We start from the raw sequence: 19,904 nt of genomic DNA, 5'->3' as shown, positions 1-19,904 counted from the left end.
CACGAATCCCGCCGGGGGTTGCAGTTTCGACAAACCCTGCGTATATGCAGTTTCAACAGCGGCGCGTTGGACTTCTGGTCCAAGGCTCCACCGGAAATTTCGACGGGCCGCGCGCCCGTTTTTTTGTGCCCGGACGAAGGGTAGAGTACCAGATGACAAACGACCTGATAGCCAAAGCTGCGATCGACCGGAGACTGGCCGAGATCATCACCCCTGTGATCGAGGATCTGGGGTATGAGCTGGTCCGCATCCGCCTGATGAGCGGTAAGACCACCACGATGCAGATCATGGCCGACAAGCCCGATGGCGGCATCGAAGTGGATGACTGTGCCGAGATTTCCAACGCGGTCAGCGCCACGCTGGATGTCGAAGACCCGATTTTGGACGCCTATACGCTGGAGGTCTCCAGCCCCGGAATCGACCGGCCTTTGACCCGCCTCAAAGACTTTGAGGCGTTTGAGGGCTATGAGGCCAAGATCGAGACCGCCGAGCTGATCGACGGCCGCCGACGCTTCAAGGGCGAACTGGCCGGGATCGAAGGGGAAGAGGTTCTGATCAACATCCCCGAGGGGGATGAGACGATCACCATCGGTCTGCAATTCGACTGGCTGAGCGATGCCAAGCTGGTCCTGACCGATGACCTGATCAAGGAAATGCTGCGCCAGCGCAAAGACGCCGGTGCCCTGAACGAAAACGCTTTCGACGAGATTGAGACCGAAGGGTCCGAAGAGGAGACGAACTGATGGCAATCACCTCAGCCAACCAGCTGGAGCTGCTGCAGACCGCCGAGGCCGTGGCCCGCGAAAAGATGATCGACCCCGGTCTGGTTGTCGAAGCGATGGAGGAATCGCTCGCCCGTGCTGCCAAGAGCCGTTACGGCGCCGAGATGGACATCCGAGTCAGCATCGACCGCAAGACCGGCAAGGCGACCTTTACCCGCGTCCGCACCGTGGTTGAGGATGAAGAGCTTGAGAACTATCAGGCCGAGATGACCGTCGAGCAGGCCAAGCAGTACCTGGAAGCGCCCGAGGTCGGTGACGTCTTCGTTGAAGAAGTTCCGCCGGTTGAAATGGGTCGTATCGCTGCTCAGTCCGCCAAGCAGGTGATCTTGCAGAAGGTCCGCGAAGCCGAGCGCGACCGTCAGTACGAAGAATTCAAGGATCGAGCCGGCACCATCATCAACGGTGCGGTCAAGCGCGAAGAATTCGGCAATGTTATCGTCGATCTGGGTGGTGCCGAGGCCGTCCTGCGCCGCAACGACAAGATCGGCCGCGAAAGCTATCGCCCCAACGACCGTGTGCGTGCCTATATCAAGGAAGTTCGTCGCGAGGTTCGTGGCCACCAGATCTTCCTGTCGCGCACCGCGCCGGAATTCATGGCCGAGCTGTTCAAGATGGAAGTGCCGGAAATCTATGACGGCATCATCGAGGTCAAGGCCGTGGCCCGTGACCCCGGTTCGCGCGCCAAGATCGCCGTGATTTCCTATGATGGGTCCATCGACCCCGTCGGTGCCTGCGTTGGTATGCGCGGCAGCCGCGTGCAGGCCGTTGTGAACGAACTGCAGGGCGAGAAAATCGACATCATCCCGTGGAACGAAGATCAGCCGACTTTCCTGGTGAATGCGCTGCAGCCTGCCGAGGTTTCCAAGGTGGTTCTGGACGAAGAAGCCGGCAAGATCGAAGTTGTGGTTCCCGAAGAGCAGCTGAGCCTCGCCATCGGTCGCCGCGGTCAGAACGTGCGTCTGGCCAGCCAGCTGACCGGTCTGGACATCGACATCATGACCGAGGCCGAAGAATCGGCCCGCCGTCAGAAGGAATTCGAAGCCCGCACCAAGCTGTTCATGGACAGCCTGGATCTGGATGAGTTCTTCGCGCAGCTGCTGGTGTCTGAAGGCTTCACCAATCTGGAAGAAGTCGCTTACGTGGAAATCGAAGAGCTGTTGGTGATCGACGGCGTCGACGAAGGCACCGCGCAAGAGCTTCAGACCCGTGCCCGTGAATTCCTGGAAGCCCAGGCCAAAGCGGCACTGGACAGTGCCCGTGCATTGGGTGCCGAGGACAGCCTTATTGAATTCGAAGGTCTGACACCCCAGATGGTAGAGGCTCTGGCAAAGGACGACGTGAAAACGCTGGAAGACTTTGCCACTTGCGCCGACTGGGAACTGGCCGGTGGCTGGACCACGGTCGACGGTGAGCGTATCAAGGATGACGGTGTGCTTGAGCCTTTCGGCGTGACGCTGGAAGAGGCGCAGGATCTGGTCATGACCGCGCGCATCATGCTGGGTTGGGTCGATCCGGCCGAGCTGGAGCAGGCCGAAGAAGACAGCGAAGTTACTGAAGAGGAGGCCGAGGCCTGATCTCAGGGCCTCGGGTGGCGCACATGGGTCGCGGTGGCGTCCATAAGGATCGGTCCGAAGGACCTGAGCGCAAGTGCATCGCCACGGGCGAGATTCAGCCTAAATATGGCTTGATCCGCTTTGTGATGGGGCCGGACGGTCAGGTCTTTCCGGATGTCGCGGCAAAATTGCCGGGGCGCGGGGTTTACGTGGCGGCGGATCGCGGGGCGCTGGACAAGGCGGTGAGCAAGAAATTGTTCGCGCGCGGGTTCAAGGCTCAGGTGAGTGTGCCGAAAGATCTGACCGATGAGGTCGAAAAGCAGGTTGCGCGTCGCGTGGTTGAACTTCTCAGCCTGGCACGCAAGTCCGGTGACGCGGTCGCCGGGTACGAAAAGGTCAAGACGTGGCTGGACCGGGAAGAGGCCCAGGTACTGATTCAGGCCATCGATGGATCGGGGCGCGGCAAGTCGAAACTCAGCACGCCGCACTTCGGAAAATACATCGGATGGCTCACGGCGGACGAGTTGGGACAGGCATTTGGGCGCCAAACGGTGATTCATGCGGCCTTGGCCTCTGGTGGACTCGCCAAACGTGTTGTAGAGGAAGCGCAGCGCCTGCGTGGCTTGCGCGAAACGGATGACGGCGGCAGGGGCCGCACGGAAGGGTAAGAAGCTTTATGAGCGATAATGACGGCAAAAAGACATTGGGTCTTCGTGGCGGGGCACGCCCCGGAAATGTGAAACAGAGTTTCAGCCACGGACGCACCAAGAATGTCGTGGTGGAAACCAAACGCAAGCGCGTGGTGGTTCCCAAGCCGGGCGCCGGCAAACCGGGTGGCGGAGCAACGCCCTCGGGTGATCCGTCGCGCCGCCCTGCCGGGATTTCCGACGCGGAAATGGCCCGCCGGATGAAGGCATTGCAGGCCGCCAAAGCGCGCGAGGCCGAAGAGGCCGCCGCCCGCGAGGCCGCCGAAAAGGCGCGTGAAGAAGAACGCGCCCGTCGCCGTGCCGAGCAGGAAGCCAAGGAACGCGAACAGCGTGAGGCGGAAGAACGTGCAAAGGCCAAGGCCGAAGAGGAAGAGCGCAAGCGCAAAGAGGCAGAAGACGCAGCCAAACGCGCCGCAGCCACCCCGGCCTCCGAAGAACCCAAAACCGCCCGTGCACCGGCCAGCAAACCGGCCCCCGCTGCGACTCCGCGCAAGCAGGATCGCGAGCGTGAACAGCGTGGCCGTGGCAAGGGTCGTGACGACAATCGCCGGTCCGGCAAGCTGACACTGGGTCAGGCTACCGGTGGCGAAGGCAACCGCCAACGCTCGATGGCGTCGATGAAGCGCAAGCAGGAGCGTGCGCGCCAGAAAGCCATGGGCGGCCCGGTCGAGCGGGAAAAGGTGATCCGCGACGTTCAGCTGCCCGAGGCGATCGTGGTCTCGGAACTGGCCAACCGTATGGCCGAGCGCGTGGCGGACGTTGTCAAATCGCTGATGAACATGGGCATGATGGTTACGCAGAACCAGACTATCGACGCCGACACCGCCGAGCTGATCATCGAGGAATTTGGCCACAAGGTCACCCGCGTCTCTGATTCGGATGTTGAAGACGTCATCAAAGAGGTCGAAGACAGCGATGACGACCTGCAGCCGCGCCCGCCAGTCATCACCATCATGGGTCACGTTGACCACGGCAAGACCTCGCTGCTGGACGCAATCCGCGACGCACGTGTTGTGGCCGGTGAAGCGGGTGGTATCACCCAGCACATCGGTGCCTATCAGGTGAAAACCGATGGCGGTACGACGCTGACCTTCCTGGATACGCCGGGCCACGCGGCGTTTACCTCAATGCGCTCGCGCGGGGCTCAGGTCACGGATATCGTGGTTCTGGTTGTGGCTGCTGATGACGCGGTGATGCCGCAGACGATCGAGGCGATCAACCACGCGAAAGCGGCCGGAGTGCCGATGATCGTGGCGATCAACAAGGTCGACAAGCCGGATGCCAACCCGGATAAGGTCCGCACCGATCTGTTGCAGCATGAAGTCATCGTCGAGAAAATGTCGGGTGAGGTTCAGGACGTCGAAGTGTCCGCCATCACCGGTCAGGGTCTCGATGAGCTGCTGGAAGCCATCGCACTGCAGGCCGAGATTCTGGAACTGAAAGCCAACCCCGACCGCGCCGCCCAGGGTGCCGTGATCGAGGCGCAGCTGGATGTGGGCCGCGGCCCGGTTGCCACCGTTCTGGTTCAGACCGGTACGCTGCGTCAGGGCGACATCTTCGTTGTGGGTGAGCAATACGGTAAGGTCCGTGCGCTGATCAACGACAAGGGTGAGCGCGTCAAGGAAGCTGGCCCCTCGGTTCCGGTTGAGGTTCTGGGTCTGAATGGCACGCCCGAGGCCGGTGACGTTCTGAACGTCACCGAAACCGAAGCGCAGGCTCGTGAAATCGCCGAATACCGCGAACAGGCCGCCAAGGACAAACGCGCCGCTGCTGGTGCCGCGACGACCCTTGAGCAGCTGATGCAGAAGGCCAAGGAAGACGAAAACGTCACCGAGCTGCCGATTCTGATGAAAGCGGACGTGCAGGGTTCGGCCGAGGCCATCGTTCAGGCGATGGAAAAAATCGGCAACGACGAAGTGCGCGTGCGCGTGCTGCACTCGGGCGTTGGTGCGATTACCGAGACGGATGTCGGTCTGGCCGAAGCCTCGGGCGCTCCGATCTTTGGCTTCAACGTGCGTGCCAATGCTTCGGCGCGGAACACGGCGAACCAGAAGGGTGTCGAGATCCGCTATTACTCGGTGATCTATGACCTCGTGGATGACGTGAAAGCCGCCGCCTCTGGCCTGCTGAGCGCCGAGATTCGCGAGAAGTTCATCGGGTACGCCGAGATCCGCGAAGTCTTCAAGGTCACCGGTGTTGGCAAGGTTGCCGGCTGTCTGGTTACCGAGGGTGTTGCCCGCCGCTCCGCAGGTGTCCGCCTGCTGCGCGACAACGTGGTGATTCACGAAGGCACGCTGAAGACGCTGAAGCGCTTCAAGGACGAAGTGGCCGAGGTTCAGTCGGGTCAGGAATGCGGTATGGCGTTCGAGAACTACGACGATATCCGCGCCGGCGACGTGATCGAAATCTTCGAGCGCGAAGAGGTCACCCGCACGCTGGACTGATCCGGTCCGGAACAGAAATTAGGAAAAGCGGTCCGATTGGACCGCTTTTTTTGTAGGCTGTTGCTAGCTTCAACGTCGGCTACGCGGGACAAGGCTGGCATTTGCTGCGACCTCACCAATGGCTGCTCTTAGCTTTCCCGATATTCGACGAAGCTGTCGCCATTCAAAATGAGTTTCCTTCCCGGCAAGGAGTCAAAAAAACTCAATTAATCCAGCCCGCGCTTCAACCCTGCGGTCCTTGAAGTAACGCGAAGTCATTATCGTCTTGTAACCTTTTTGATCACCGTAATCCTCTATGACCTCTTCGTGGAACGGCCCCAGGTCATCGTTAACCCACCAACCTTCCCAAAGGTTTTGCGTACCCTTGGCGGCAGCTTCGGTTCGCCTCTTCAACGTTTGGATATCCAGATCGGCGTAAATATGATACGCGATTGCCATCACATCCTCCCAATGGTTCCGTCACGGCGAATGATAGTCACATCGCCAAGCCCCTCAGTCGGCCAGTTCTCAAACTGTTGTCGAAGGGCGTCTTCATCTACATTGCTATCCTAAAGACCAATGACAATGTTTTCAGTCTGTCCCCTGTCGATTTTGCCTTTGACTTCGGACCAAATGTTTCGGGTGCGGTCATTTGACGGTGCGTAGTGATCGTAAATCTCTCTGGTGATCAAATAGTCAGGATTTTTCGGCCCGTCGAGCGCCGGATTCTGAATGATGTCAAAGCCATTTTGCCCCAAAATCTGTGCGGATTCATTTTCTCGCTGATGCCCGCGTTGTGTTGCGTCATTGGAATTGGGATTGACTGGCGTCGGTTACCCAGGCCGCACTATCAACGATATTTGGCACGGTTTCTTCTGGGATCGGAGTCGAAATGAGACTATCGGTCGGATCATCAGGGATCGGCGATCCTGTGTTGTTAGCCAGATCTAAATCTTCAATCGGATACGTTTCAAGACATTGCTTGATCCGTTCCGGTGTGAAGCTTGACAGTTGCCCCAAGCGGCGCTCATCTTCCGTCAGTTCAGGGAACACTTCCACCCAGCCTTGCGCCAGTTCGCCGTCCAGAAGCCTTAACCACCTTGTGCAAATGTTTTACCAGCGGCTTCAATATAATCCTGTATGGCGCGCTGCTTCGCGGGGTCGCCGCCAACGCCTGTTTCCAGAATGGTGCCGGGATTCATCAACTCGTAAATCGCTGCGGCCTCTGCGCCGATACGCGTAAATTCGGGGTTCTTGGGAAAGACTGGATAACCGCCGCTACTGATTCCTTCCTGCACGAGGGCATATGCGGTTGCGGCCAGACGGCCTTCGACAGTAGTCACATCGACCCCAAGTCGCGCCCCTGCCGCGTCTACACGCCGATCACGCATAGCTTCCGTCCAGTCTGCACCGCATCAGATGCAAGAAACGCCGCGCCAGAAAGCCCTGAATCCATCCGGTGTAAGCGGCAATTTGACAACAACATTTTCGGCGATTGCTACAAGATGCTCTCCCTCTGCAATCAGTCCCGCGGTATCCAATGCCGCAACTTCCGCCGAAACTGCGTATTCGTCAGAGTGCAAACTTCAGCAACGACCTTTTTAAAATCGCGGCCGGAAATGGCGATCGGGCCTGGATTGGTGGTGACGGCATCCAGTAATCCGAAGCCTATCAGGTCTTTGATCTCGTTTAATTTTACTGTGTTCAAAAATTTCATGAGGTCTCCTCGTCGCGTATGGGCTGATTTTGGCTGCACCTGAATCCGCCTAGAGGTGCTGCATCAATGGCTGGCTGAAGCCAATGCGTAAGTTCAGAACGCGTCGCGTACCCCGAATTCGGTTTAATTCTGGTTCAATGTAAGATCGGCTCTCCGGCTACCACTGATGACAAGAATAGCATTGGGCAGATCGTTCGATTTCGCGCGTTGGCGTGCGGTTTCTGGGTCAAATCCATGCTTGATCCAGCGGTATTGCAGCCTGTTTTCGAGTTCTTCCAAATTAGGGCAGACAAAAACCGTTGCGGTATAGACTTCCGCCAGTGTCCTCCATGGGACGCTATCCATCAGAAGGTAGTTCCCCTCAACAACAACAATCGGAGTGTCCGGGTGAACCGCAATCGCGTTGGCAATGGCTAAATCCATTTGACGGTCAAATTTAGGGTGAAAGGACTCATGTTGCGAGGATTTCAACCCTTTGATTGCATTGCAAAACCCAATTGCATCGAAGGTTTCTGGCGCGCCTTTTCTCGCCAGCAACCCTCGCGCTTCAAGTATTCGGTTGTCCAAATGGTAGCCATCCATAGGCACCAGCGCGGCCAACGGAACCGCCGAGCCCTGTTGTGCGTTCAGCGATTGCACAACGGTTTCTGCCAGGGTCGACTTTCCGGATGCAGGGGGGCCGGCGATTGCGACAATCGCCCGAACCCCAACCTGCCTCCGAGAGGAGATCAGGTCGCACACGCGCGTTGCATCCTGCTCGATCACGCGGCGTCTTCTTTTGGTGGTTCTTTTGCGCCGGTCATAAACGCTACGGCGTCGGACATCGTGTAATCCTTGGGATCAATCGTGCAGAGCCTTTTGCCGAGCCGGTGCACATGGATTCGGTCAGCGACTTCGAAGACATGTGGCATGTTGTGGCTGATCAGGATGATCGGAATGCCACGTGCGCGTACGTCTTGGATGAGTTCAAGTACCTTGCGGCTCTCTTTCACGCCCAAAGCTGCTGTGGGTTCGTCCATGATGATGAACTTGGTCGCAAAGGCGGCTGCGCGCGCAACGGCAACGCCTTGACGCTGGCCACCAGACAGTGTTTCAACCGCCTGATTGATCGATTGTACAGTCATCAGCCCAAGCTCGGTCAGTTTTTCGCGGGCGAACTTTTCCATGGCTGGTCGGTCAAGCTGACGCAGATATTTGCCCATGAAACCCTGTTTGCGGATCTCGCGCCCCATGAACATGTTGTCTGCAATCGAAAGAGCGGGCGACATGGCCAGCTGCTGATAGACGATTTCGATCCCCATATTCCGGGCGTCGATCGGCGAGGTGAAGTTGACCTTTTCTCCTTCGATCAGGATTTCGCCCTCATCCGGGATTGTAGCCCCGCAAATCGCTTTGACGATGGACGATTTGCCGGCGCCGTTGTCCCCGATAACTGCAAGGATTTCTCCTTGCCGCAGTTCAAAGTCGGAATGGTCGATGGCGGTGACGTGGCCATAGCGCTTCACGATCCCGCGCCCTTGGACGACTGGAGTTGTGTCTGACATTAGCCCGATACCTTTCTGATCCACTGGTCAACTGCGACCGCTGCGATGATGAGAAGACCGATGAGTAGGAAAGTCCACTGCGCGTCCGCGCCGAGCAGCCTTAGCCCAAGAGTAAACACGCCGACGATCAGTGCGCCGAATAGCGATCCCAGAATAGACCCCCGCCCACCGAACAGAGAGATGCCTCCGATCACAACAGCGGTGATGCTTTCAATGTTGGCCAATTGGCCGGACGTTGGCGAGACTGATCCGATGCGCCCAATCAGAGCCCAGCCCGCGAAGGCACAGATCAGACCAGACAACATATAGACGGACATGAGCGTTCGATGGACGTTGACACCTGACAGTTCGGCGGCCTCAGGATCGTCACCCACGGCATAGACATGCCTTCCCCAAGCTGTGTGTTTAAGTGCATAGGCCAACACTAAAATCAGGGTGAGCATAAAAATGACGCCAACTGTAAAGGTCGCTCCACCGATGCTGAACTTGGTTCCGAAGAATTGAAGGAAAGGGGCGTTGGCTTCGATGTCCTGACTGCGAATAGTCTCGTTCGCGGAATACAGGAAGTTTGTGGCCAGAACGATCTGCCACATTCCAAGTGTGACGATAAAGGGGGGAAGTTTAACGCGGCTGACAAGCCATCCGTTGAGTGCTCCGATCAAGGTTCCAACCGCAAGTCCGCACATGACGGCGATGGGCACTGGAATGCCGTAGCGGAACGTGAATTGCCCCATGATGACAGAAGAAAACACCATGATCGCGCCGACGCTCAGGTCAATGCCTGCTGTCAGAATGACAAGGCTCTGTGCCGCGGCCACAATGCCGACGATCTGAACCTGCTGAAGGATCAGTGTCATTGCAAAAGGTGAGAAGAATTTTGAGCCCAAAAGCAGGCCAAAAATCACTATCGCCCCGACCAGGACAATTAGCGGCACAAAGGATGGGTTAACGTGGAGAAGATGCTGCAACTTCCCTAATACGCCACGCCGATGATCTTCGAACTCGGCTACAGATTCTGTTCTGCTGGCGGCGGATTCAAATCCCTGGGCACTTTGGTTTGATTCAGACATCTCTCCCCCTTTTTGTGGCTGGCATTGCGCCCACGAGGTAAGTGGACAGGAATTTTCGGTTTGCTGCTGAAAGGATTGATGAGGCGCTCACATGCGCCTCATCCATTAGGTCTGCGTCAGCCCCAGCAGAGCTCCAAGCCTTCGGCGACCGAGATTGATTCCACGCCATCAACAGGTTGGTCCGTGATGAGCGCGACTCCGGTATCGTAGAAGTCTTTTCCGGGCGTGTTTTCAGGCTTTACGCCTTCCTCAGCCCACTTTTTGACAGCCTCGACTCCAAGCGAAGCCATCAACAGCGGATATTGCTGGCTTGTGGCTCCAATAACTCCGGCCTGCACATTTTGCACACCGGGACAGCCACCGTCGACCGAAACGATCAGCACGTCGTTTTCACGTCCAATGGATTTCAAAGCCTCATAGGCACCTGCCGCTGCCGGTTCGTTGATCGTGTGAACAACGTTGATCGTCGCGTCCTTGGCCAGAAGGTTCTCCATGGCGCGGCGCCCACCTTCTTCGTTGCCGTCGGTCACGTCACTGCCGACCAATCGCGCATCAGATTCATCGCCAATGACATTAGGGTCTGCCAGGTCCACACCGAAGCCGTCCAGGAAGCCCTGATTGCGGAGAACGTCCACGGTTGGCTGACTGACGTTTAGGTCAAGCGTCGCAATCTTGGCGTCCGCAGCCGCATCGCCCATCTTTGCCTTCGCCCATTGTCCGATCAACAGGCCGGCTTTGTAGTTGTCTGTCGCAAAGGTTGCGTCAGCGGAATCAATTGGGCTCAGCGGTGTGTCCAGAGCAATAACCAGAAGGCCAGCATCACGCGCCTGCTGAACAGCGGGGACAATCGAGCTTGTGTCCGAGGCCGTCAGGAGAATTCCCTTTGCGCCGTCGAGTATACAAGTTTCAATGGCCTGAACCTGGGTTTCGTGGTCGCCGTCAACTTTGCCGGCAAAGGCCTTTAGGGTCATTCCAAGCTCTTCGGCTTTGGCCGTTGCGCCTTCCTTCATCTTTACAAAGAATGGATTGGTATCCGTCTTCGTGATCAGGCAAACAGTTTCCCCGGCCGCGTGAGCAGATGCAGCTGCCATCGTGAGCACGGTCGCAGATGCGGCAATCTTGAATAGACTTTTCATGTTGTCCTCCCAGAAAAATGTGTTGCCCCGCACGGCATGCCTGCGAGACTCGCCCTCATCCTCCAATGAAGGTCTGATTCAAGAAACTGTGATTCTGGTCTTCCTGTCAATAAATAAATAAAGTTTATTTATTAATTTGCCCAGGCACCTTTTCATAAGAAAACAAGGTGTTTATGTTCTGGCTTATGGAGAGAGAGGCACTCAACACACTGACCGGTGGGGTAAGTCAAAGTGGGGTTCGCGATCACAACGAACGTCTGATTTTGACAGTTTTACAACGGCATGGGCCCGCCGCAGGCGCCGACGTCGCGCGATTAACGGGCCTGTCTCCTCAGACTGTATCAATCATTCTGCGCAAGCTTGAAAAGGATGCGATTCTCAAGCGTGGAACCCCGCTGCGCGGGAAGGTTGGAAAGCCCTCAATCCCGATGGAATTAAACCCGGAAGGCATCTTGTCGGTCGGGATGAAGATCGGGCGGCGTAGCGCTGATCTGCTCTTGATCGACTTTACAGGCACGCCGCGCCGCCAACTTTCCACGACTTATGACTATCCGCTACCAGAGGTTATTTTCGGGTTTTTGGAGTCTGGTTTGGAAACGCTTCTGGCCCACGAGCCTCAGAGGCTTCGTGATCGTGTTTGTGGGATCGGGATCGGGACCCCATTCGAACTTTGGAAATGGCACGATCTATCTGGGCTTGCCGCAAAAAAATTTCGATCTTGGAGAAACGTGAACTTCTTTTCCGAGGTCGCCAAGTTTAGCGACTTGCCGGTTTTTGTGGTCAACGACGCGACAGCCGCATGTCACGCAGAGCATCTCTATGGGCGTGGGGCGGAATATCGTGACTACTTCTACTTCTTTATTGGCTCAATGATCGGCGGCGGTGTTGCACTGAACGGCACCGTGTTCGAAGGCAACCAAGGCAACGCCGGCGCATTGGGCGCCATGCGCACGACGGGTCCTTTGGGTGAAAGCCAGCAACTGATCGACACTGCGTCGCTGTTTTTGCTCGAGGACCGATTGATCGAAGCAGGTGTCGCCCCGGGGATTCTATGGAGGAAGCCGCAGGATTGGAGCAGCATTTCTCGCTATGTCGACCCTTGGATAGGCACCACGGCGCAAGAATTAGCCAAGGCCGCTCTTTCAATTTGCGCTGTCATCGACTTTGAGGCCATTTTCATCGATGGCGCGTTCCCGCCTGAAGTTCGGGAAGAACTGGTGTCAAGGGTACGCCGTTACTTAATCAACCAAGACAAACGCGGTTTGATTCCTCCGGTCGTGGAAGCCGCAGCGGTTGGGGAAAACGCTCGTGGCATTGGGGCGGCTAGCAGCCCAATTTTCCGCCAATTTCTATTGAATACCAATGCTGGGCTTTCGGGGATGTAGCCGAAGCACATTGCAGTCAAGTCTTCTATGCAGGAAGGAATCGCTGGTCACGCTTTAGGTGGCGGCCTTCGGACGCCTCTTTGACGCGCGCGATTTCAGCTTGAATGGGACCACATACCAACCGCGAACGGCCGCTTTGAAATGCTGCGCCGCAAGCTTATCACCTGCTGCCGATCAGCGATTATGCGCTGTTCGTTAAACTTTGCAAAGTCTTCTTTCTGCGCTTCACTGTCATTCGAGCAGCATGCAGCATCCTATGATATTGTATTGCGTCAACGTCGGGTTGTCGTTGTGGGCGGGCATGGCGGATTGGAGGATCGACCATGGAAACCCCAAATTTACCTGCCATTCGCGCACTTCGCCCAGCCTGGAACAAAGGGCGTATTGTAGGTCAAATGCGCCCGCTGAAACCAAAACGCAGAAACCTGTGCGCTTCGAAACATCCGAGGGCACCCGCGCCTCTGTTGAGAAATGGATGGAAGACGTACTCATGGTCGGGTCAGAATACCTTTGGCCCGGTCGATTTCACGAACGATTGCACAATTTGACACGTCAATACGCGCGGATTGTTCGAGACTGGGTCACATCGATCGGCCTCGACGCAAGCGCCTACGGAACCAATTCATTGAGGCGCACGAAAGTTACCCAGATCTACAGGAAAACTGGTAACCTCAGTGTAGTTCAGCACTTGCTGGGCTGTACCAAGATGGACGGCACAGTCCGGTATCTCGGCGTCGAACTCGAGGGTACCCTGACCATCGCCGAAGCCATTGAGATTTAAGGCTAACGGGCCCACCTTCCACCGTTAGTTTGCGGCTTCATTTCGCTATTGTAGTGCGTATCTGGATAAATCGACGATACGTGGTTTGAATGCCGTTTAGTGGTGCTAACTCCTGGCACGGCCTATTAGTTGTACTCATAAACAGAATTTAACTGCAGGAGGGTCGAGTGCATAGCATCTCTGATCGAAGTGTATTCGCCACCGAAGTGGCTGAAGAAGCAGGGGCGTTGGCGATAAGATATTTTGGCAATCGAACCGCTCTGGTGGTGGACGCAAAGGGTGCTCAGGATTGGGTCAGCGAAGCCGACCGGAATGTCGAGACGTTTGTTCGCGAAAAAATAGCCAAAGCCTATCCCCATGACGGAATTTTCGGAGAGGAGCACGCTGCGAAATCAGGGTCCAGCGGGTTTGACTGGGTGATCGACCCAATTGACGGCACAACGAACTTTGTAAACGGCATTCCGGCGTGGACGATTGTCCTGGCGGTTGTTTCAGAGGGGCAAACGCAAATCGGTGTCATTCACGAGCCGAACGTGGCTGAGACCTATGTCGCCATGCGGGGTGCGGGAGCTACGCTCAACGGGGAACCAATTCAGGTGGCATCAGGCGTCGATATGGCAAGCGGGACCGTCTCGGTTGGATATTCGAACCGAATCGAAGCGGCAAAGGTGATCCCAATTATTTCAGGCATCATCGAACGCGGGGCCATGTATCATCGCAATGCGAGCGGCGCGCTGTCGCTTGCCTATGTCGCGGCAGGCCGGCTGTTGGGGTACGTCGAAGAGCATATGAACGCGTGGGACTGTCTTGCCGGTCAGTTGTTGATCGCAGAGGCCGGTGGTGTCGTCGAAGATCAGGACGCCAATGAAATGATCCGCGATGGTGGCCGCGTCATTGCCGGCACGCCAAAGATCTTTGATGATCTCAAAGCCATTTGCGAGAAGGCATGGCGCGTCTGATTTGCGTCAGGCGATGGGCCGCCAGCCGGAGTTACAGCACAGCGTGTCCAAATCAGCGCTCCAGTAATGCCCTTGCCCAGGCTGGTCGTGCTGCCGCCCAATCTGCACATCAGAGAAGTGACACCAGAGCAGCGTCCCAACCGCGCCGTGGGTGACGATGGCAAGGTCGCCACCATCGTGCGCGTTCATGATCGACGTGATCGCCCTGACAATGCGGGCCTGTGCATCCATTGCGGTTTCCCAGCCGCGAAAGCTCACATCCGGTGCGGCGAAGAATGCACCTGCCGCGGCTTCGAACCGGGACGGTGGCAAGAAACCTGTGGCACTGCGGTCATTTTCGCCCAGCGCCGGGTTTAACTTCACCTGAAGGCCGTGCGGTCTGGCCAGTATGGCGGCTGTCTGTTCTGCCTTGCGCTCGGTGCTGGACCAGATGGCGCTGACTGAGGCCATGATCGGAGCGGTTGCGAATGCGTCTGCCCGAGCGCGGCCCACCTCACTCAGCCCCCAGTCGGTGATCGCAATCTCTGGGTTCACCACCACTTCTGGGTGCGAAATGACAATGAGTTTCGCCAATATCAGCCTTGCGGCAGCAAAACCGGTCCCCGGTCTGCAAAGGCCATTTTGACGTCGGTGCCCGGTTGCAACGGGTCATCCACGTCGTCCTGCACGGCAAACACCTGTCCGAATACGCCGGTCAGCGTGTATTCCATGCGAACGCCGACATAGGTTGCCTTGGCGACTCTTGCCGGGATGCCGGTTTCAGATCCGATCAGGATGCGGGACGGGCGCACCGCCAGAGTTGCCGGACCCACGGGCAAATCGCGCGAAAGCAAACTGTGGCGGTGTCCTTCGATTTCGATTGTCGCCTGATCGCTGTCGACTTCGACGATTTTGCACTCGATCAGGTTCGCTTCACCGATGAAGTCAGCCACAAAGCGGTCAATTGGCGCATCATAGAGTTGTCGCGGGGTCCCGATCTGGGCGATGGCGGCGTTGCGCATGACGACAATCTCGTCGGAGACTGCCAGCGCTTCTTCCTGATCGTGGGTCACGTAGACAACCGTCAGTCCGAGGTCCTGCTGAATGGAGCGGATGTCCTCACGCACCTGTCGGCGCAGTTTGGCATCGAGGTTCGACAGGGGCTCATCAAAGAGTAGCACCTGCGGTTCCAGCACCAGAGCGCGGGCGACGGCGACCCTTTGCTGTTGGCCACCGGACAGCTCGCTTGGCAAGCGGTTGTCAAAGCCTTTGAGGCCCACCAGCTCCAACCCGTTGAGCGCGCGCGATCTGGCCTCTCTCTTGTCAAAGCCGGAGAAGGTGAGCCCGTACATCACGTTTTCCAGCACACTCATATGTGGGAACAGGGCGTAAGACTGGAAAACCATGGAAACGTCGCGATCGGTCGCAGGTAGCTTTGTCACATCCCGGTCGCCGATCACGATCCGGCCTGAACTCGCCATTTCCAAACCGGCAATCATGCGCAGCGTCGTTGTTTTGCCGCAGCCCGACGGCCCCAGCAGCGTCACCAGTTTACCTGCTTCCACTTGCAGGTCGATGTTGTCGACGGCCACGACATCTTTGCCAAACACCTTTGACACCCCTTCGAACCGAACCGGCGCGGCTTTACTAGCAATGTTGGTACCCGTCATGTCGTTCTTTCCGCTCCTATTTGCGTGCGCCGTCCGATCTGCACGCGGCCCACGAGGAATTGCAAAAGCCCCACCGCTGCCAGCATCACGAAGATCAGCGTCGTGGAATAGGCGATGGCAAGGCCGTAATCATTGTTCTCGACGCGCCCTATGATGTAGCTGGTCGCCATGTCGTATTCGGCCGACACCAGGAAAATGACCGCCGAGATAGCGGTCATAGCGCGGACGAAACTGTAGACGAGTGCAGCCAGAATGGCGGGTTTGAGCAGGGGCAGGATCACGCGTCTAAACGTCTGCCAAGAGTTTGCGCCCAGCGTCAGCGAGGATTCATCAAGCGACCGGTCCAGTTGCGACATGGATGCAATGCCCGCACGCACGCCGACTGGCATGTTGCGGAAAATGAAGCTGACCACGAGGATGACACCGGTGCCGGTGATTTCGATCGGCGGGACGTTGAAGGCAAGGATGTAGCTGACCCCGATCACGGTACCGGGGATAGCAAAGGACAGCATCGTTCCAAATTCGAAGGCGTTCTTCCCTGCAAAGTTTTGCCGGGTGAGCAGATAGGCGGTTACCAGTCCGACAGCAGCCGTCAGCGGAGCCGCGATGGCCGCAATGCTGATGGTCGTCCAGAAACTGTCCCATGCGGCACCTGTCCAACGAATGCCTTCCTCTTCAAAGCGCACTGAGAAGGCGGTGACATAGTGTTTCAAAGTGAGCGTGCTGTTAACGCCCCAAAGCTCAACGACGCTGCCGTAAATGATCATGCTGTACACAACAGCTGTAAACAGCGCCCAGACGGTCGCGATGGCCAGCACTGGAATGGCCAGACCGTTCGGCATCAGCGGATGCACGCCGGCATCCCCCTTGCCGGAAACGGTGGTGTAGCTTTTCTTTCCGAGCCACGCGCGCTGCGCATAAAAGGCAGACAGCGTGAAGAAGAGCAGTACCATGGCCAGCACGGCCGCCCGCCCCTGGTCATATTGCGCGCCGACGATGGCAAAGAAAATCTCGGTCGACAGCACGTCGAAATTGCCACCCAGAACCAGCGGGTTACCGAAGTCGGCCATGCTTTCGATAAAGCCGAGCAGAAAGGCATTCGCCAAACCGGGCCGCATCAAGGGCAGCGACACCGTCCGGAAGGTTTGCCACCTGTTGGCACGCAGCGTTTGGGCCGCTTCTTCCATCGACGGAGACACGCCTTCGACCACGCCGATCAGCACAAGAAACGCGATAGGGGTGAAGGCCAGCGTCTGTGCGATGAGGACACCCGGCATACCGTAAAGCCACCGCGTCGGTTGCACGCCAAAAAGATCAGCAAAAAAGACCGTAACCGACCCTGACAAGCCGAAGAGCAGGATCAGAGCCAGCCCGATTACGAAGGGCGGCGTGATGATCGGCAAAACAGTCAGCGCGCGCATACCGCGCTTGAACCGAAACCCTGATCGGGTGACCGCAAGTGCAAAGCACAATCCCAGAACAGTAGTGATAAGGCCGACAAGAATCGCAAGGAAAAGGGAGTTCCAGGCGGCGCCGCATTTCGCGCCCCAAAAGCAGCCCAGTCCCCAGAGACGATCATCGAAGAATTTCGATGCAAATACAGAGACGGAATAGGCTCCTTCTTCTGTCACAAAGGCCGAAAACAGCATGTTGGCAATTGGAAAGAACACAAAGGCCGTCACGATTGTGATGACGCCGCCGATGGCGCTGGCGACAAACACATCGCCGATGACTGCACCGCGCGCCGCAATGCCCTGCGTGAACAGGAACAGGAAAGCCGACGCACAGAGCATAGCGCCGTAGCCCATGCCGAACTGGCGGATTTTGGGCTCGCCAAACAAGGCCTTTAGCCAGTCGAAGTTCAAGCCGCGAATGCCGATCCCAAAGCCTTGCGCAATCAGCCAGCCAAAGCCCAGAGCACCCGCGAGGATCAGAATCTTGGCGTAGATCGGATCAGATTTGGGTTTGCCCAGCACAAGAAGCGGCAAAGCCAGTGGGACCAGCAATGGTGCAAGCCAGAGCTTTTCCCTTTGCGCGGTCAGAAAGAGAGCGGGCGCAAAATCTTCATCAAACGGATAGCCGCTAAAGAGCCATTCAGATGACCAAAGGCCACCCTCAACCATATACCATGGCAGCAGGCAGTAGCCGACCCACCCGACAATGATCCAGAAGATCAATACCGAATGGGTCCTGGTTTTCGCGTTGTCAGTCACTTACTGCGGCAGCACTGACACGTTTTCGTCCCACTTTTGCAGCAGACGCTTGCGCTCATCAGAGGAGCCGTACTTTTTGAAGTCATAGTCGATCAGCTTGATCTGGCTCATGTCCGGCGCGCTGTCTGACGTCTTCGCACCTTTGTTTGACGGAACCTGGAAGGCATTGACTTCAAGCGCGAGGTTCTGCGCTTCGGCGCTCAGCGCCCAGTCGTAGAACTTCTTGGCTTCTTCTTCGTTGCGTGCGCCTTCAATGATCGACATCGAGCCGATCTCGTAACCAGTGCCTTCGCACGGGGCGACCACCTTTACAGGGAAGCCTGACACCGCCTGCTTGACCGCGTCATGCATGAAGACAATGCCGATCGTGTTCTCGCCACGGCCTGCGGCCTTGATGGGTGCTGAACCCGATTTGGTGTACTGATTTATGTTGGCGTGAAGGCCTTTCATGAACTCAAAACCCTCGTCCTCGCCAAAGATCTGCACCATCGACGCCAGCGTCGTGTAGGCAGTTCCGGACGAGTTCGGGTTCGCCATCTGAACGTGCCCTTTGTACTCAGGCTTGAGCAGGTCTTTCCAGCAGGCGGGTTCAGGCAGGTTGTTGGCAGCCAGCAGGTCGGAGTTGTAGCCATAGCCCAAGGCACCCGAATAGATACCTATGGTCTTGTTGCCGGCACTTTCGGCCTGTGAAATCGCCCAGTCATGAAGCTGGTCGCGCATAGGCGAGACATATTCCATGGTCAAACCTTCTTCGGCCGCCTGAAGGTGCGGGTCACCCGTGCCGCCCCACCAGACATCTCCTTTTGGGTTTGAACTTTCCGCACGGATTTGCGCAAAAGTCTCGCCCGACGATTTGCGGGTCATATTTACGTCAATTCCTGTGGCGTCCTCGAAGCTGCGCGCCATCAGTTGGCACCAGTCTTCCTGCGCCGAACAGTAAAATGTCAGCTTGTCGGCTTGCGCAGCGCCCATCGAAGCGGCGAATACGATCAGTGATCCAGCAATTGTGGTGGTCAGTTTTTCCAAAGTCTATCCTCCCATATTTTTCCGACAGTCGGCTTTGCGCCGGCGCCGTCGTGCCACGGGTGAAGGAGCGCACGCAAAAGCGTGACGATTTCGGTGTTTTTCCGGCAGCCGTCCGGTGTACCCTTCATGTGACCATGCCAGTCTGAGCACTCTAACTCTTGTTTCGCAAGGAATTTCACAGAGCGACAAATTCAGTACGATCCAAGCGGAGCGCCTCTGCAAGCGGTTTCCAATGGCAGATCGCAAGCTCACCGATAGCTTTCGAATGCGCGGATGTTTGATGCTTGCAAGAATTGGAGAACGCGTTTGAGTGCCAGGTTGTCTAGCGTCGATATAGATTTTCTAACGAATTTTGCAAAATGTGAACGTCCAGTTTTGACCCCGCTTGTGTTGGGTGGGCTCACGCAGTGAGTGTGCGCTCATCGCCCTACATGACCGAGGCAACTTTCCCAACCAACGTCAACAATGGGCTGAGGCTGTGTGGAATCTGCGCTCTTGCGGCGTTTCCCGTCGTGAAATTTGAACGGATCGCCCCAGTTTAAGCCGGATTGGCGGTCAGTAACCGACGTACCCCGATCAGGGCGACCATCCGCTTGATGTTATAGGCAGGGACATGGAAGGCCATTTCGGTGCGGACGTTCTTCAGCCGCCGCATCCGGAAGTGCGTTGCCCCCATCCAGCCCTAGATCGTGCCGAACGGGTGCGCGACGGTCGAGCGACGCAGACCCGTCAGGGCCGGGTCGCGGCTCAAGCGGTCGCGCATGTCGTCGACCAGATGCTCGTGCTCCCATCGGGTGATACGACGTTCCTTGCCAGTCGTGCAGCCCGCCTTGACAGGGCAGGTCTGACAGGCGTCGGTCCAGTAGCGCCGCACCACCAGGCCGCCTTCTTCAGTCGTGTAGCGGTATGTCAGCGTCTCGCCTGCCGGACATCGGTAAACATCCGCATCCGCGTCATAG

General features: G+C 57.1%; 21 protein-coding genes and 1 pseudogene. 7 read left to right on the top strand and 15 right to left on the bottom strand.

Translation table 11 applies throughout. From position 1 onward, the window contains the following. The first annotated feature begins 152 nt into the window (after nucleotides 1-152). The 4 genes from rimP to infB are packed head-to-tail and all read left to right on the top strand — an operon-like array spanning nucleotide 153 to nucleotide 5,486. Nucleotides 153-743: a ribosome maturation factor RimP gene (gene rimP / locus ACOQFT_RS04885; protein WP_170447332.1), complete on the top strand. Its 591-nt coding sequence runs from the start codon at nucleotides 153-155 to the stop codon at nucleotides 741-743. After that, nucleotides 743-2,356 carry a transcription termination factor NusA gene (nusA, locus tag ACOQFT_RS04880; RefSeq protein ID WP_421596918.1) on the top strand — a complete coding sequence of 538 codons (1,614 nt, stop codon included), beginning with the start codon at nucleotides 743-745 and terminating at the stop codon, nucleotides 2,354-2,356. The genes rimP and nusA overlap by 1 nt, the downstream gene beginning before the upstream one ends. 23 nt (nucleotides 2,357-2,379) lie before the next feature. Next, nucleotides 2,380-3,003, top strand: coding sequence for an RNA-binding protein (locus tag ACOQFT_RS04875; protein WP_421596917.1), 624 nt, complete (start codon nucleotides 2,380-2,382; stop codon nucleotides 3,001-3,003). 8 nt (nucleotides 3,004-3,011) lie between these two features. Then, entirely contained in the window at nucleotides 3,012-5,486 is a 2,475-nt protein-coding gene (gene infB, locus ACOQFT_RS04870) for a translation initiation factor IF-2 (RefSeq protein WP_421596915.1), read from the top strand. Between the two features lie 192 nt (nucleotides 5,487-5,678). On the opposite strand, the gene ACOQFT_RS04865 is transcribed toward infB, so the two are convergent. The 10 genes from ACOQFT_RS04865 to ACOQFT_RS04820 form a co-directional block, all read right to left on the bottom strand. Further along, nucleotides 5,679-5,924 (bottom strand): hypothetical protein, encoded by a 246-nt coding sequence (locus ACOQFT_RS04865; protein WP_421596914.1) that lies wholly within the window; start codon nucleotides 5,922-5,924, stop codon nucleotides 5,679-5,681. Nucleotides 5,925-6,034: 110 nt separating this feature from the next. Continuing rightward, nucleotides 6,035-6,223, bottom strand: coding sequence for a hypothetical protein (locus ACOQFT_RS04860; protein ID WP_421596913.1), 189 nt, complete (start codon nucleotides 6,221-6,223; stop codon nucleotides 6,035-6,037). Between the two features lie 46 nt (nucleotides 6,224-6,269). Beyond that, complete coding sequence (locus ACOQFT_RS04855) at nucleotides 6,270-6,518, bottom strand: hypothetical protein (protein WP_421596912.1); 249 nt, start codon at nucleotides 6,516-6,518, stop codon at nucleotides 6,270-6,272. 38 nt (nucleotides 6,519-6,556) lie between these two features. Further along, on the bottom strand, nucleotides 6,557-6,856 hold the full coding sequence (locus ACOQFT_RS04850; protein ID WP_421596911.1) for a hypothetical protein: 300 nt from the start codon (nucleotides 6,854-6,856) through the stop codon (nucleotides 6,557-6,559). Nucleotides 6,857-6,880: 24 nt separating this feature from the next. Beyond that, nucleotides 6,881-7,006, bottom strand: a complete 126-nt coding sequence (locus ACOQFT_RS04845) for a hypothetical protein (RefSeq protein ID WP_421596909.1) — start codon at nucleotides 7,004-7,006, stop codon at nucleotides 6,881-6,883. Continuing rightward, entirely contained in the window at nucleotides 6,988-7,182 is a 195-nt protein-coding gene (locus tag ACOQFT_RS04840) for a hypothetical protein (RefSeq protein ID WP_421596908.1), read from the bottom strand. The genes ACOQFT_RS04845 and ACOQFT_RS04840 overlap by 19 nt, the downstream gene beginning before the upstream one ends. A 123-nt stretch (nucleotides 7,183-7,305) precedes the next feature. Next, nucleotides 7,306-7,947, bottom strand: a complete 642-nt coding sequence (locus ACOQFT_RS04835; RefSeq protein ID WP_421596906.1) for a hypothetical protein — start codon at nucleotides 7,945-7,947, stop codon at nucleotides 7,306-7,308. Beyond that, nucleotides 7,944-8,726, bottom strand: a complete 783-nt coding sequence (locus tag ACOQFT_RS04830; protein WP_421596905.1) for an ATP-binding cassette domain-containing protein — start codon at nucleotides 8,724-8,726, stop codon at nucleotides 7,944-7,946. The genes ACOQFT_RS04835 and ACOQFT_RS04830 overlap by 4 nt, the downstream gene beginning before the upstream one ends. After that, the gene (locus ACOQFT_RS04825) at nucleotides 8,726-9,796 is read right to left on the bottom strand and encodes an ABC transporter permease (RefSeq protein ID WP_421596904.1); all 1,071 of its coding nucleotides are present in this window, start codon (nucleotides 9,794-9,796) and stop codon (nucleotides 8,726-8,728) included. Before ACOQFT_RS04825 ends, ACOQFT_RS04830 begins: the two co-directional genes overlap by 1 nt. A gap of 116 nt (nucleotides 9,797-9,912) precedes the next feature. Continuing rightward, nucleotides 9,913-10,887: a sugar ABC transporter substrate-binding protein gene (locus ACOQFT_RS04820; protein ID WP_421597016.1), complete on the bottom strand. Its 975-nt coding sequence runs from the start codon at nucleotides 10,885-10,887 to the stop codon at nucleotides 9,913-9,915. A gap of 230 nt (nucleotides 10,888-11,117) precedes the next feature. Between ACOQFT_RS04820 and ACOQFT_RS04815 the strand changes: the two genes are divergently transcribed. The 3 genes from ACOQFT_RS04815 (at nucleotide 11,118) to ACOQFT_RS04805 (ending at nucleotide 14,057) form a co-directional block, all read left to right on the top strand. Then, nucleotides 11,118-12,317 carry an ROK family transcriptional regulator gene (locus ACOQFT_RS04815; RefSeq protein WP_421597015.1) on the top strand — a complete coding sequence of 400 codons (1,200 nt, stop codon included), beginning with the start codon at nucleotides 11,118-11,120 and terminating at the stop codon, nucleotides 12,315-12,317. A 244-nt stretch (nucleotides 12,318-12,561) separates the two neighbouring features. Beyond that, the gene (locus tag ACOQFT_RS04810) at nucleotides 12,562-13,098 is read left to right on the top strand and encodes a tyrosine-type recombinase/integrase (protein ID WP_421596903.1); all 537 of its coding nucleotides are present in this window, start codon (nucleotides 12,562-12,564) and stop codon (nucleotides 13,096-13,098) included. Nucleotides 13,099-13,265: 167 nt separating this feature from the next. Further along, nucleotides 13,266-14,057: an inositol monophosphatase family protein gene (locus tag ACOQFT_RS04805; protein WP_421596902.1), complete on the top strand. Its 792-nt coding sequence runs from the start codon at nucleotides 13,266-13,268 to the stop codon at nucleotides 14,055-14,057. Nucleotides 14,058-14,063: 6 nt separating this feature from the next. Here the strand turns inward: ACOQFT_RS04805 and ACOQFT_RS04800 are convergent, their stop codons facing one another. From ACOQFT_RS04800 to ACOQFT_RS04780, 5 genes and pseudogenes are all read right to left on the bottom strand, one after another. Continuing rightward, the gene (locus ACOQFT_RS04800; RefSeq protein WP_421596901.1) at nucleotides 14,064-14,630 is read right to left on the bottom strand and encodes a histidine phosphatase family protein; all 567 of its coding nucleotides are present in this window, start codon (nucleotides 14,628-14,630) and stop codon (nucleotides 14,064-14,066) included. A gap of 2 nt (nucleotides 14,631-14,632) precedes the next feature. Then, a complete protein-coding gene (locus tag ACOQFT_RS04795; protein WP_421596900.1) occupies nucleotides 14,633-15,706 on the bottom strand; it encodes an ABC transporter ATP-binding protein in 1,074 nt (357 codons plus the stop codon). Further along, entirely contained in the window at nucleotides 15,703-17,829 is a 2,127-nt protein-coding gene (locus ACOQFT_RS04790) for an ABC transporter permease (RefSeq protein ID WP_421597014.1), read from the bottom strand. The genes ACOQFT_RS04795 and ACOQFT_RS04790 overlap by 4 nt, the downstream gene beginning before the upstream one ends. A 90-nt stretch (nucleotides 17,830-17,919) precedes the next feature. Further along, complete coding sequence (locus ACOQFT_RS04785; RefSeq protein WP_421596899.1) at nucleotides 17,920-18,945, bottom strand: ABC transporter substrate-binding protein; 1,026 nt, start codon at nucleotides 18,943-18,945, stop codon at nucleotides 17,920-17,922. 538 nt (nucleotides 18,946-19,483) lie between these two features. Beyond that, nucleotides 19,484-19,904 (bottom strand): annotated as a pseudogene (locus ACOQFT_RS04780) (transposase); the annotation flags it as partial.

The organism is Ruegeria sp. MALMAid1280, from assembly GCF_049195285.1.
Lineage (GTDB): Bacteria > Pseudomonadota > Alphaproteobacteria > Rhodobacterales > Rhodobacteraceae > Ruegeria.
Note: the sequence above shows the minus strand (reverse complement) of the source record. Positions and strands in the feature narration are given on the sequence as shown.

Excerpts from the sequence above, each read along its gene's own strand:
- rimP (WP_170447332.1), top strand. The coding sequence starts at position 153 with ATGACAAACGACCTGATAGCCAAAGCTGCGATCGACCGGAGACTGGCC.
- nusA (WP_421596918.1), top strand. The coding sequence starts at position 743 with ATGGCAATCACCTCAGCCAACCAGCTGGAGCTGCTGCAGACCGCCGAG.
- ACOQFT_RS04875 (WP_421596917.1), top strand. The coding sequence starts at position 2,380 with ATGGGTCGCGGTGGCGTCCATAAGGATCGGTCCGAAGGACCTGAGCGC.
- infB (WP_421596915.1), top strand. The coding sequence starts at position 3,012 with ATGAGCGATAATGACGGCAAAAAGACATTGGGTCTTCGTGGCGGGGCA.
- ACOQFT_RS04865 (WP_421596914.1), bottom strand. The coding sequence starts at position 5,924 with ATGGCAATCGCGTATCATATTTACGCCGATCTGGATATCCAAACGTTG.
- ACOQFT_RS04850 (WP_421596911.1), bottom strand. The coding sequence starts at position 6,856 with ATGCGTGATCGGCGTGTAGACGCGGCAGGGGCGCGACTTGGGGTCGAT.
- ACOQFT_RS04840 (WP_421596908.1), bottom strand. The coding sequence starts at position 7,182 with ATGAAATTTTTGAACACAGTAAAATTAAACGAGATCAAAGACCTGATA.
- ACOQFT_RS04830 (WP_421596905.1), bottom strand. The coding sequence starts at position 8,726 with ATGTCAGACACAACTCCAGTCGTCCAAGGGCGCGGGATCGTGAAGCGC.
- ACOQFT_RS04825 (WP_421596904.1), bottom strand. The coding sequence starts at position 9,796 with ATGTCTGAATCAAACCAAAGTGCCCAGGGATTTGAATCCGCCGCCAGC.
- ACOQFT_RS04820 (WP_421597016.1), bottom strand. The coding sequence starts at position 10,887 with ATGGCAGCTGCATCTGCTCACGCGGCCGGGGAAACTGTTTGCCTGATC.
- ACOQFT_RS04815 (WP_421597015.1), top strand. The coding sequence starts at position 11,118 with ATGGAGAGAGAGGCACTCAACACACTGACCGGTGGGGTAAGTCAAAGT.
- ACOQFT_RS04810 (WP_421596903.1), top strand. The coding sequence starts at position 12,562 with ATGCAGCATCCTATGATATTGTATTGCGTCAACGTCGGGTTGTCGTTG.
- ACOQFT_RS04795 (WP_421596900.1), bottom strand. The coding sequence starts at position 15,706 with ATGACGGGTACCAACATTGCTAGTAAAGCCGCGCCGGTTCGGTTCGAA.
- ACOQFT_RS04790 (WP_421597014.1), bottom strand. The coding sequence starts at position 17,829 with ATGGTTGAGGGTGGCCTTTGGTCATCTGAATGGCTCTTTAGCGGCTAT.